Here is a 13068-nt window from a genome sequence, read left to right as displayed (position 1 = left end):
CCCCAAGAAACCAACACCTTTTGCCATTTCCATACTGCTGGAGAGACATCAATACATGGGCTTCCATGACCGCAGCGGTTAATCTGCGGTGCGCAAGCACACCCTACCCTCACAGCCCCCACACCACCGACAACGCGTCACACCGTAGGGTGTGCTTGCGCACCATCCCCCAAGAAACCAACACCTTTTGCCATTGCTATGCTGCTTGAGAGACATCAATACATGGGCTTCCATAACCGTAACGGTTAATCCGCGGTGCGCAAGCACACCCTACCCTCACAGCCCCCACACCACCGGCAACGCGTCACACCGTAGGGTGTGCTTGCGCACCATGTCCCAAGAAACCAACACCTTTTGCCATTGTTATACTGCTGGAGAGACATCAATACATGGGATTCCATAACCGTTACGGTTAATCCGCGGGGGGGGGCATGCACACCCTGATATGATTGCCCCCAACAAAAAACCCGCGATTCAAGATGAATCGCGGGTTTGATATGTTCTAAAATAACATCAGGGGGTCCCTGATTTAGCCGAGATACTCGAAGAGGGAGTTGAGCGCCTCATCAAGGTGTTCCGGCTTGGAGCCGCCGGCCTGGGCCATATCAGGACGTCCACCCCCGCCGCCGCCCACGATGGCTGCGGCTTTCTTGACGATATCGCCCGCCTTGTAGGTTTTGGTGAGGTCTTTGGTAACCAAAGCCAAGAGAAGCGCTTTCCCGCCGGATTCGGTCCCGAGAAGGACCACGCCGGAGCCGATCTTATCGCGGAAGCGGTCGGCCAGCTCACGAAGCTGGGCAGGGTCTTCCACGGATACTTTCTTGGCCACAGCACGGATTCCGTTTACCTCTTTGATGTCGTCATCAAGGCTCTCAGCGGCTTTCCCGGCCATCTGCATCTTAAGCTGCTTCAGCTCTTTTTCAAGGGTCTTGTTATCTGCCAGGAGCTTATCAAGCCGTTCGGAAAGCTGTTCCGGAGTGGTCTTCACCAGAAAAGAGGCGTCTCCCAAAGCATTCAGGCTCTTCTGGGTGCTGGCGATGGCCGAAGCGCCAGTGAGGGCTTCGATACGCCGCACGCCGGAAGCAACGCCACTGTCGGAGAGGATGCGAAAGGCCCCGATATCGCCGGACGCTGCCGTGTGGGTCCCGCCGCAGAACTCTTTGGAGAAGTCGCCCATGGAGACCACGCGAACACGGTCACCGTATTTCTCTTCGAAAAGGGCGGTGGCACCGGTCTTCATGGCCTCTTCAGCGTCCATTTCCACCACGCCCACGGGCACGTTCATACGAATGTGATCGTTGACAAAGGTTTCGATGGCATCCAGGGTTGCCCGATCAACATGGGCAAAGTGGGTAAAATCAAACCGAAGGCGATCAGGCCCCACAAGGGAACCGGCCTGCTTAACGTGATCCCCGAGAACCGCCCGAAGGGCAGAATGAAGGATATGGGTGGCGCTGTGATTCAAGGCTGTGGCGGCACGTTTCTCGCCGTCCACGGTCAAAGTAGCCAGGAGTCCTGATTTGACGACTCCGCTCTCCACGCGGCACTTGTGAATAAAAATGCCTGTGGGATCTTTGAGGGTATCGAGAACGCTAAGCTGAAAGCCTTCCCCTGAGAGGGTTCCGGAATCGCCCACCTGGCCACCGGACTCGCCGTAGAAGGGAGTCTTTTCAACCACCACTTCCACCTCGGTGCCCACAACGGGTGCCTCAACATTTTGTCCGTCCACAGCAACCACGAGAATCTTGGAGACGTCGGTGAGTCCCTCGTACCCTGTGAATTCTGTTTTTATGCCAGCGGCGGAGAGCTTGCGGAACGCCTCACCGCTGCGGGTAAAGGTCACATTGCTGCGGGATTTCTCTCGCTGAGCCGCCATGGCCTTGTCAAACCCTTCCAGGTCCAACACGATGGAGTCATCGGAGATCACATCACGAATGATGTCCACGGGAAAACCGTAGGTGTCGTAGAGGCGGAAAATCACCTCGCCGGAGAGCACCTTCGTCTCAGAATCCGCCACCTCTTCCAGGGCCTCTTCCAAAAGTCTCAGGCCGTTGTCAAGGGTTACGGAAAAGCTCTCTTCCTCGTTTCGGATGACGTTGGTGATAAAGGCTTCGCTCTCTTTCAGTTCGGGATACGCATCGACCATCATCTCCATGACCACACGGCTGGTGGTGTGAAGAAAGGGTTCGGTCAGCCCGATAAAACGACCGTAGCGGATGGCGCGACGCATGATGCGGCGCAGCACATACCCCCGGCCTTCATTGGAGGGCATCACCCCATCGCTGATGAGAAAGGTCGCTGCACGGCTGTGGTCCGCGATGACCTTCATGGCGATGGCAGTATCGTTGGAGTCCGTCATCTTCATGCCGGAGAGCTCTTCAACTTTGCCGATAATGGGAATGAAAAGGTCGGTATCGTAGTTGGTGTCGGCATTCTGCATGATGCTGGTGATGCGCTCAAGGCCCATCCCGGTGTCGATACAGGGGTTGGGAAGGGGGGTAAGGACCCCTTCGGCATCCCGATCGTACTGCATGAACACGAGGTTCCAGATCTCAAGGTACCGATCGCAGTCGCAACCCACGGCGCAGTTGGGGTTATCACAACCAAACCGCTCGCCCCGGTCGATATGAATCTCGGTACAGGGTCCGCAGGGACCGGTGTCGCCCATGGACCAGAAGTTATCAGCCTCCCCCAGACGCACAATGCGCTCTTCGGGAACACCCATCTTCTTGTTCCAGATTTCAAAGGCCTCGTCGTCATCGAGATAAATAGAGACCCAGAGCTTATCCACGGGAAGTTTGTACCCGTTGGTGAGAAGATCCCAGGCAAAGGTGATGGCCTGCTCCTTGAAGTAGTCGCCGAACGAGAAGTTGCCGAGCATCTCAAAAAAGGTATGGTGACGCGCCGTGTACCCGACGTTTTCCAGGTCGTTGTGCTTGCCACCGGCGCGAACGCACTTCTGGCTGGTCACCGCCGTGGAGTAATCCCTCTTCTCCTCACCGATAAAGGTACGCTTGAACTGCACCATACCCGCGTTGGTAAAAAGGAGGGTGGGATCGTCTGACGGCACCAGGGACGAGCTTCTCACATTCCGGTGGTTGTGCTTCTTAAAGTAGTCGATAAAGAGTTTTCGCGCTTCGCTGCCTTTCATCACCTTACTCCATGGATGGGCCCTCGGCCCCGGGTTGGACCTGAAAGGTCCCTTTGTGAATGGTCAAATACGACGGTTCCGTAAAAAATCGACAGAGAGCCCCGCGCCGCCACATCGGTGAGGTGGCAGGGCATTATCTCGCTGTCAGCTTTATTTGCGGGACCACCCAATATAAATCAGGAAAAACAGCAAAAGGGCTTGCGTCTGATCAGGCGCAGCGCCCTTTTGTCAGTCAATCAAACAATACGTTGTGGAACCGGACAATTAAGCACCAGCCTCAGTCTCTTCAGCCGGAGTTACCGTAATGCCCATCGCCTCTTTTACCTTGCCCAGCACCTCTTCATACAATTCGGTGTTTTCAGCAAAATATTTCTTGGCGTTTTCACGGCCCTGGCCCACACGCTCTCCGTTGTAGGAGTACCAGGCCCCGCTCTTCTCGACAATCCCTTCCTCCACGCCAAGGTCGACGAGCTCCCCGGTCTTGGAGATCCCCACGCCGTACATGAGGTCGAACTCGGCCTCTTTAAAAGGAGGAGCCATCTTGTTCTTCACGACCTTTACGCGCGTTCGGTTGCCCATGATCTCGGTGCCATCCTTGATGGCGGTGGAACGCCTGATTTCCATGCGCACAGAGGAATAGAACTTCAACGCATTGCCACCGGTGGTGGTTTCGGGGTTGCCGAAGACCACACCGATCTTCATACGGATCTGGTTGATGAAGATGACGGTGGTATTCGTCCGGCCGATGGTCGCGGTGAGTTTACGAAGGGCCTGGCTCATCAAACGAGCCTGGAGCCCCATGTGGGAATCTCCCATCTCGCCTTCGATCTCGGCACGAGGCACCAGTGCCGCCACAGAGTCGATCACGAGCACATCAACGGCACCACTTCGAACCAGCATATCGGCGATTTCAAGGGCCTGCTCCCCGGTGTCGGGCTGAGACACGAGAAGTTCGTCGCAGTTGACCCCCAATTTCTGGGCGTACACAACATCCAGGGCATGCTCGGCATCGATAAACGCCGCGATACCGCCTTTTTTCTGGGACTCCGCCACAATATGAAGGGTCAGGGTGGTCTTACCGGATGATTCAGGGCCGTAGATCTCGATCACACGTCCTTTGGGAACACCGCCCACACCCAGGGCCTTGTCAAGGGCGATGGATCCGGTAGGAATCACGGGAACGGCGGTCACTTCCCTGTTCCCGAGTTTCATGATGGCCCCTTTACCGAACTGGCGTTCAATCTGACTCATGGCCGATTCAACGGCCTTATCCTTGTCAAAGGACTTGCCCATGCGATTCTCCTTGGTCTGCTTCCGGTCTGGCTGAACAAATCACAGAAGCTTAAAATGTAATATCTATCTTGATTTACTTAATTTTTTGTAAAATTTAAACATAATAATATTTTTCGAATCCTTACCGATATACCACTCTTTCTTCCATTATGCGAGCCTTGAAATGGAGGCCGGCAGGGCCAGCGCAAAGGGTCAAAGCAAGCTCCACCGAACCTTTATATAAAATCTGTGGAAAAAAGCACGGCGGTATTCATTCTCCATGGGTATCCATTCCAAGAGCTGAGAATTTAAGAATGGGTTGAGAATTTAAAAAGAAGGTAGGCTCTGTACCCTCTTGTGCGCGCCGTGCTCCGTCGCGGCTTTTTTTGTCAGGGCGTCCCACCCCAATCTACCGAAACGCCCGGCCCAAAAGAGGATCAAGCCCTTTTTAACAGATACCTTGACTAAAGGTTAAACTTCCTATCTAATTAAGTTTATCGCCTAAATTTATGAATTAAAATGATTCGATATCACTTTGCATTTGTTAGAAAATACCAAATAGATGCAGGCAGACATTCGATTTAAACCTTAGGATTTGGATTTATGATACGCTCCGTTATAAGAAGTACCGGTAGATATGTCCCAGAAAGACGTGTGACAAACCATGAGTTAACCGACATACTGGATACAACGGATGAGTGGGTGACTCAACGCACCGGCATTGAAGCAAGATACTGGGTTGAAGAGGGAGATGATTCGGGGACGTCTGACTTAGCCTTGAACGCTGCCAAAATTGCTCTGGAACGGGCAGATTGGCAACCAGAAGAGCTGGATTTGATAGTCTTTTCCACCATGACACCCGATGTCAATGTGCCTGGCTCCGGCGTTTTTCTGCAGGACAAATTAGGTGCCAAGAATGTACCCGCCTTAGATATTCGACAGCAATGTACCGGGTTTTTACATGGGCTTGAGATTTGCGATGCGTATATTCGAAGCGGAAAAGCAACAAAGATTTTACTGGTTGGGGCCGAATACCAAAGCAGGTATCTGGAGCTGACCGCAGCCAACCGTGACACGGCCGTCATCTTTGGAGATGGTGCTGGGGTTGTTTGCGTTGAAGCCTTGGAAACACAGGATGAGGTTGGATTAATCACTTCGATTCTTCATGCGGATGGAAGGTACGCACAGGCCTTACGCTTTGGCCTGCCAGCCAGAAAATCAGGACACATAACGGATCCCGCCGTTTTAGAAAATAACGAGCATTTCCCCTATATGGACGGTCAAAAAGTATTCAAACTCGCCGTCACCCGCCTTCCTAAAATCATCGCCGAGCTGCTCGAAAAAGCGAACATGTCCATTGAAGACATCGACATGTTCATCCCACACCAGGCCAATTTACGAATCAACGACGCCGTTCGGGAACGAATGAAAATCCCTGCCGATAAAATGTACAATAATATTCAGCGTTATGGGAACACCACCGCAGCAACCATTCCCATTGCCTTTGATGAACTCCTGGAAAAGAAATTAGTCAAATCAGGGGATCACATTATGTTCTTCGGATTGGGCGCTGGTTTAACCTGGGGCGGTTTGATTTATAAGATGGTTTGATAGAAACTGTTCGACTCAAAAATGCCTTCTATGGTTAAAGTACCCAAAAACCTGCCTCCGGCGGCAAGGTGTGCCACCTTGAAAGCAGGTTGCAAATGCGATTTATCCAAGATTATTTTTCAAGACCTGTTTGTCAAACTTTTGCCTGATATATTAACCCGGCGACTCAATATCGAAACAACAGACAAAAGAGATGTCAACTTTTGCAGGTACAATAGAGCCCCTCGACATCCATGCATGCATGCAACCGCCGGGTTAATAACAGAGACGTAACCATTGAACCTACGTGAGGCTCATCACTCTTTCTCGCTCCCAGGCTCTGCCTGGGAGCGTCGAGTGCAAGGCTCCGCCTTGCCGGCACGAAAACCCGTAACGCAAGGGAAAAACCCACAGATTGCTGGGTTTCAAACTTGGAGGCAGAGCCTCCGGAAAGCATTCCCAGGCGGAGCCTGGGAACGAGGGAAAGTACCAGCAGCTCATGGGCTTGCGGCGTACAATCAGTCTACGGCTTCGGCTTCGCCGCGACACGCACACCCCTCAGCCGTCACGCAAATGAGGACGCATTTCAGCCCGAAGTTACGACTCCCAAGACGCATCCGCAAACCCGCTTTAAAGGTGGTTTTTACTACCGTGGCTTCGCCACCTGGACGTCGCCCTTAAAAGTTATCCACAATCCCATTGAACGTTGCGCTCGGACGCATGAACTGCTCCGTCTTTTTAATGTCCGGCCTGTAATACCCATCGAGATCAACGGGCCGTCCCTGGGCACCGATCAATTCTTCATTGATGACGCCTTCGTTTTCGGCCAATTTTTCAGCCACCACAGAGAACCGCCTGGCAAGTTCCGTGTCCGTGGTTTGCTCTGCAAGGGCCTGTGCCCAGTAAAGGGCCAGGTAATAATGGCTCCCCCGGGTGTCCCTCTCGCCAACTTTACGGGACGGAGATTTCTCATGCTCCAGAAACTTACCGATTCCCTGATCAAGGGTCTGTGCAAACACGGTCGCTTTGTCATCCTGATGGGTGGAGGCGAGGTGCTCAAACGAAGGCACAAGGGCGCAGAATTCACCCAGAGAATCCCAGCGAAGATGACCTTCCTTTAAAAATTGATCCACATGCTTGGGAGCCGACCCCCCTGCCCCGGTTTCAAAGAGCCCGCCGCCCTCCATCAGAGGAACGATTGAGAGCATCTTGGCGCTGGTTCCAAGCTCAAGGATGGGAAAAAGGTCTGTGAGATAATCACGCATGACGTTTCCGGTCACAGAGATCGTGTCTTCCCCTTTTCTGATTCTTGCAAGGGAATATTTCATGGCCGCAACCGGATCCATGATGTGGATATCCAGCCCTTCGGTGTCGTGATCTTTAAGATACACCTTCACTTTTTCGATGATCCGGGCATCATGGCCCCTGTGTTCATCCAGCCAGAAAATGGCCGGAGTTTGGGTCACGGTGGCTCGGGTCACCGCCAGTTTTACCCAGTCCCTGATCGGCGCATCTTTGGCCTGACACGCCCTGAAGATATCGCCCTTTTCGACAGGCTGCTCCACCAACACAGTACCGGTTTCATCAATCACGTGGATCATCCCGTTGCCGGGCGCTTCAAAGGTCTTGTCGTGTGAACCGTATTCCTCGGCTTTCTGGGCCATCAGACCAACGTTTGCCACACTGCCCATGGTCGACGGGTCAAAGGCACCGTGCTGATTACAATCATCCACCACCGCCTGATACATCGTCGCATAACATCTGTCCGGCACCATGGCGCGGGTGTCATGAAGTTGATCATCGGCCCCCCACATCCTGCCGCCATCACGGACGAAAACGGGAATGGACGCATCCACAATCACATTATTCGGCACATGCAGGTTGGTGATTCCCTTGCTTGAATCCACCATGGCAAGGGGGCAGCTTGTCTCATAGACCGCCTTAATATCGGCTTCAATTTCAGATTTTTTCTCTTCGGGCAGCCCTTGAATTTTTGCATAGAGATCGCCCAGGCCATTGTTCACATTAACGCCGAGTGCGGCCAGGGTCTCCTGATGTTTTTCGAATACATCTTTGTAATAAACAGAGACGCAATGACCAAACATGATCGGATCCGACACCTTCATCATTGTGGCTTTCAGATGCAGGGAGAGCAACACGTTCTCTTTTTTGGACGCCGCAATCTGCTCCGCATAAAATTCCCGCAAGGCCCGGACATTCAGCACCGAGGCGTCAACCACCTCGCCTGCAAGAAGAGGCGTTTTGCCCTTAAGAACTGAAACAGCCCCTTCGGAATCAACATATTCGATGCGCACTGAGCACGCTTTGTCCACAACCACGGATTTCTCGCTGCCATAAAAGTCCCCGTCAGACATAAAGGCAACCCGTGATTTAGAATCAGAGGGCCACGCCTTCATCAGCCGGTGTGGGTTCTTTTTCCCAAACTCTTTCACAGAGGCCGCCGCCCTTCTGTCCGCATTCCCCTCCCTGAGGACAGGGTTCACCGCGCTGCCAAGCACTTTTGCATACCGGGTGTGCAGCTCTTTTTCTGCATCCGTCTGAGGGTCTTCTGGATAATCCGGGACATCAAACCCTTTGCCCTGCAACTCGTTGATGGCCTCTTTCAACTGAGGAATAGAAGCACTGATGTTCGGCAGCTTGATAATATTGGTCGAAGGCTCTTTGACCAGCCCCCCAAGTTCATCCAGATAATCAGGATTTTTTTGATCCTCTTTAAGGCCTTCAGGAAAGTTTGCAAGAATCCTCCCCGCAAGGGATATGTCTTTTTTCTCAAAAGAAATACCTGAACCCTTGGTAAATGACTGAAGTATGGGTAACAGAGAAAAGGTTGCCAGCGAAGGAGCCTCATCAACAACGGTGTAAATGATACGTTTGTTTGCCATCTTTTTCCTCATTTTAATTCAGGTAAGGGGCGATGCAAAAATAAAAAAGACAAAAAAGCCTCCAGCGGCAAGGTGGGCCACCTTGAAAGCTGCCTTCAAATCGTGTTTCAGCGAAACCCGTCTGTTTCTATACCCTTAAGCTTCGAGTCAAAGCAAGGGGAGCCTGTCCACCGATCCTGACTCCGGCAGCCCTGCCGAGGCCCAAACTTTTGAAACGTTTGATAAACATATTTATTTGGAATCAACGGAGTAAATCTTCGATATCTCAATAAACCGAATGAAAAATGAAAGCTATACTTAAGGATGGGTGTGCTTGCGGCAGGCATTAGTTGCAGGGGGCTGTCATTGAAACCAACAAGGGAGTTTTGTTCGCTGTGTAAATCTGACGCTTGCTCTTCTGAGGTTTTTGAAGAAACGGAAAATGTCTCATGTCAAGACGCGCCCCCCATTTCCGTTATAGGCTACTATAGCCCGGATATTTCACGTGTCGAGTGCACCCATATTCAAGGCATCAGAGCTGCAGATGTAGTGGTTTACCTCAAAGTTCTGATAACGCAGAAGATGGGTGCACTCGGCTCGCCCGAAGGGTGAGAAAGGCGAGTAGAAAACGATGAATTACATTTTGTATTTTTGGGATGCATATGTCTTTCTTTGTAATACATTGCAATAACAGTGCTATTGTCTTTACAATATAGTTTTCTCATGAAATATCCGGGATAGCTTACCTCCTCACAGACGGCGTTGCGAGATCGTAGGGTGCGGCTCCCGCACCTTTTAACGCAACGCAAGCCATCGACCCTTCTCCCCGATAGACCCACCGATGTGCATAGCAAAATACCGTTCTTTTATGCGAACGTTAGGCGGTGCGCACGGCGCACCCTACGCTTTACAACGGTACAATCCCATCACCGCACCCCGGTATCACACATCCACACGAAGCCCTTGTTTACGTTTCAAAGACAGCCTCTTCGGAAGCATCAACAAAGCAGCCCCGACCGAATAAGCCAGCAGGTCCATCACATCGAAGGTCGAACCGATAACAACTCGCGCCACCTTATAATCCTGCAACCCGAGAACGGAGACCAGATTGAAATATTGGCCAACCTCGATGCCCCAGGCAAAAAGCAAAACACCGGCAACCAGCGGCGCTCTGCCACACGCCAGAAAAGCGCGGAGAAAGAGATAGAGGAGAACAACCACCAGCACATCGCCCACAAACGGACGGATGAAAGCATCCCGTACAAAAAGGGCGATCATCAGCTCAACCAGGAATAACCCAGCGAACATCAAGAAATAGGTCACATCAAATCTGAACTTCACATCCATTTATCCCTGCCTTAATGATTCATAGCCGGTCCACATAAAAAATCAAGGAGGGCCTGTCCCCTGATCCCTTTGGCTTAAAAAGCTAAATGCATCCCCCCCACAAACCTTGCAGCGTCGTGATTCACGCCCGCTTTTTTCGCAAAGCCAGGCCATTGAGCCACGGTATCCAGGACTTGTTCGATAATATCCTGTGACCGATTGACCCCCACGGCTTCCGCCACTGTCAAAAAATCTTTGACGGTAAAATTTTTCTGCTTGCCGTTTATTTTCATTTTATGCCGGTCACCCAGCAAGTCCTCTGAACAATATGAAAAGGTCATGTCATACGCCGGAGAAAGTCGCCAGATGCCATTCCTGTCCATGGTATAACTTATATTTTTGGTGTGATCATCCAGGTTTTTTGTGACGGCATTAAACACCATACGCCGATATTGCTGCTCCTGATCCAGATAGCCCAGCTTGATTTGCCGCATCACCTGGAAGGCATCTTCATACCCGTACCCCCCCACGGGATTCCACCCGAAATGGGCCATGCATGCAAGAGAAAGCACATGGATTTTGTCTCCCCCCACTCGATCAAACCGTCTGGTCATGAAATGTGCCCTGCCGTTTTCTTCCAGCAGGCGGCACTCTGTCATATGAATCCCGGCCTTTTCAGCCATGAGATAATAGGCATATTCTATACGTCCATTTTCTAATGGCTTCCCAAAGCCCGAAGGATTTTCCTCAGACACACCATCAAATTTTAAAATCCAGTGGTCATATCCCCTGGGCGTGTTATTGGATTGCCCGGAAATAATATGCCCGTCGGAGTTCATGGCAATAATTGCCTTGGGCACGGCCCCACCGGCCGATGTGCCCACCCTTAAAATATCCAGCATGGCCTCTGCCTTTTCTTTATCGAGGCCACTGACGCGCACATCCATGTTCGAGCGTTCGGTCATCACCTCCTGAACCAGGGCCATAAGGCCATCCAATTCAACCGGGACCGACGTGTTTAGAGCCGTGGGGTTGATTTGCGGGACGAACTCCAAAGCCCCCATCCCCCGGGTACCGATATAACAGAGTCGTTCCACCGGATTAAAAGATCCGGGAGTTCGCCCATTTCTACTGAGCCATGAATCAATGATGCGATGGCCCCAGCGATCCGGGAGCCCACTGGCCAGAAGGCCCGGCAACCCATGGAAGGTATGTCGGTCCCCATGCGGAAAAGAAAAGACGTCGCCATTTCGTGCGTCTGCCAGCCCCATATGGACAGGAGAGAGGTCGAGACCCGCCCTTAAAAATTCAGGCTCATATTCGAAGAGCGCATAGCCTTGATCCTCAAGCCAGGTGACGGCCCCCACCACCTTGCCCCAAAGTTTCACATAAGCTGTCGTGACCGATCTCATTCAAATCTCCCCCCAAAGTCTCGGCGACCCATTACTTTTTCCGAGAACCAGACGCCCGTTGACGCTGTTTCCCCTTTGCCTTGGCCAATTGTAACGGACTGATGCCAATATCCGGCAGGAAACTCTCAAGTGAATCAAGGCTGTTTAAAACCCTCAAAATCTTAATATAGGTCAACAGCTTGCTGCCCCCACTTTCTGCCGTCTGGATTGCTTTAAGAGACAGCCCAGTTGACGCGGCGACCTCTTTCTGGCTTAGATTTTTTCGCAAACGCAAGGCGTTAAGTCGCCTCCCCATCTCTTCAGCGACCGCATGATCCGTCATTGGAAAAAATGACATTTAAAACCTCTTTTAAGTGGTATAGACACATCAATTAGACGATAAGACATCTTTTAAGCATTATAATAATGTATTGATATGCGATGGTCAAGCCACTGGCCGCACTTTTAACAATAGTGCCTCATAAAAGAGGTACAAACTCAATATATACGATCTTAAATATCTTTTAGGGTGTTTAAAGCCACCGCATCCCGCTACACCGCCAAGGGACACCGCCTCGAAATGATAGGGTGATGTGGGGACAGGCAAAAGGAGTAAAGGCAGTGCCGTACACATCAATGCCGAAACAGTCGAGAACGTGATGAAATTATAACGAGGTGGCCGTGTGGGGACTTGCCCCTTAGAATGCCGAGCGGGATTGCAGTACTCCAAAAAATGCAGGTCATAACCCCATCGGGATGATCTCCAGTGGCCCTGCCGGGGGCTAAACTTTTGAAAAGTTTAATAAACAGGTGTTTTTGCCTAAGAATCAAGGGGGGCTGTCCCTTGGTCCCTTTTTATAGGCTTTCTGCATTTATTTTTTGCATGAGCCCTTACAGAATCTTACGATATGAACTGCTGAGGCAGAAGTCATTATTTTGAGGCCTATTTGTCAAACTTTTCGAAAGTTTGGGAGAAGGGGTCGCGTCTTGACAGTGGACACAACCTCTTTCGCATTGTTTCTCGATTTGTTAATCAAGAGGGGCCTGTCCCCTTCCCCCAATATTCCGTGGCCCGGCCCAGGCCCATATGTTCATGTTTATTGACCGTTTCTAATGAACACATCATTTCCACGTTGAATGAGTGGGACTTTAATATTCTGACCTTTTACATGCAAGCTGAGGTCCCCGAGGTATTCATCGGCATAAATGACCTGCCCCTATTACCTTTCGCTGACGGGCTGCGCCCGTGAATAATCGGAACTTAAACAATTGGGGTTTGGTTTAAGGGCTCATTTTGTCAGATGTGTAGGCTTGATAGCATGTTAATATCAATCGGTTGCTCGAACAATGCTGTCCCCGAAATATATCGGTGTATTGCTTTCAAAGCGATGCAAGAGGAGAAGTTGCACCTCACAAGATTTTGATTATATAAATAATCAAGACAAATAACCGATAT

The 13068-nt window shown here is 51.2% G+C and carries 7 protein-coding genes; 1 reads left to right on the top strand and 6 read right to left on the bottom strand.

The genetic code is table 11. The annotated features are described in order from the left end of the window. Window positions 1-529 precede the first annotated feature (529 nt). Together alaS and recA are read right to left on the bottom strand one after the other, a co-directional pair. Window positions 530-3151: an alanine--tRNA ligase gene (gene alaS, locus Q1Q75_RS21050; protein WP_300674924.1), complete on the bottom strand. Its 2622-nt coding sequence runs from the start codon at window positions 3149-3151 to the stop codon at window positions 530-532. A gap of 264 nt (window positions 3152-3415) precedes the next feature. Further along, the gene (gene recA / locus Q1Q75_RS21045) at window positions 3416-4444 is read right to left on the bottom strand and encodes a recombinase RecA (RefSeq protein WP_300674922.1); all 1029 of its coding nucleotides are present in this window, start codon (window positions 4442-4444) and stop codon (window positions 3416-3418) included. 582 nt (window positions 4445-5026) lie between these two features. Between recA and Q1Q75_RS21040 the strand changes: the two genes are divergently transcribed. After that, window positions 5027-6034, top strand: coding sequence for a 3-oxoacyl-ACP synthase III family protein (locus Q1Q75_RS21040; RefSeq protein ID WP_300674920.1), 1008 nt, complete (start codon window positions 5027-5029; stop codon window positions 6032-6034). Between the two features lie 656 nt (window positions 6035-6690). Here Q1Q75_RS21040 and Q1Q75_RS21035 read toward each other — a convergent pair. From Q1Q75_RS21035 to Q1Q75_RS21020, 4 genes are all read right to left on the bottom strand, one after another. After that, window positions 6691-8916, bottom strand: a complete 2226-nt coding sequence (locus Q1Q75_RS21035; RefSeq protein WP_300674918.1) for an NADP-dependent isocitrate dehydrogenase — start codon at window positions 8914-8916, stop codon at window positions 6691-6693. Window positions 8917-9837: 921 nt separating this feature from the next. Beyond that, entirely contained in the window at window positions 9838-10242 is a 405-nt protein-coding gene (locus tag Q1Q75_RS21030; RefSeq protein ID WP_300674916.1) for a DUF2809 domain-containing protein, read from the bottom strand. A gap of 74 nt (window positions 10243-10316) precedes the next feature. Then, entirely contained in the window at window positions 10317-11633 is a 1317-nt protein-coding gene (locus tag Q1Q75_RS21025; RefSeq protein ID WP_300674914.1) for a type II toxin-antitoxin system HipA family toxin, read from the bottom strand. A gap of 31 nt (window positions 11634-11664) precedes the next feature. Further along, window positions 11665-11970, bottom strand: a complete 306-nt coding sequence (locus Q1Q75_RS21020; protein ID WP_300674912.1) for a helix-turn-helix domain-containing protein — start codon at window positions 11968-11970, stop codon at window positions 11665-11667. Window positions 11971-13068 lie beyond the last annotated feature (1098 nt).

Origin of the sequence: Desulfoluna sp., assembly GCF_030145185.1 — a bacterium.
Taxonomy (GTDB): Bacteria; Desulfobacterota; Desulfobacteria; order Desulfobacterales; family Desulfolunaceae; genus Desulfoluna.
The sequence above is the reverse complement of the archived record's forward strand: the minus strand, read 5'-3'. Positions and strand labels throughout refer to the sequence as shown.

Coding starts and splice junctions, on each gene's coding strand:
- alaS (WP_300674924.1), bottom strand. CDS start 3,151: ATGAAAGGCAGCGAAGCGCGAAAACTCTTTATCGACTACTTTAAGAAG.
- recA (WP_300674922.1), bottom strand. CDS start 4,444: ATGGGCAAGTCCTTTGACAAGGATAAGGCCGTTGAATCGGCCATGAGT.
- Q1Q75_RS21040 (WP_300674920.1), top strand. CDS start 5,027: ATGATACGCTCCGTTATAAGAAGTACCGGTAGATATGTCCCAGAAAGA.
- Q1Q75_RS21035 (WP_300674918.1), bottom strand. CDS start 8,916: ATGGCAAACAAACGTATCATTTACACCGTTGTTGATGAGGCTCCTTCG.
- Q1Q75_RS21030 (WP_300674916.1), bottom strand. CDS start 10,242: ATGGATGTGAAGTTCAGATTTGATGTGACCTATTTCTTGATGTTCGCT.
- Q1Q75_RS21025 (WP_300674914.1), bottom strand. CDS start 11,633: ATGAGATCGGTCACGACAGCTTATGTGAAACTTTGGGGCAAGGTGGTG.
- Q1Q75_RS21020 (WP_300674912.1), bottom strand. CDS start 11,970: ATGTCATTTTTTCCAATGACGGATCATGCGGTCGCTGAAGAGATGGGG.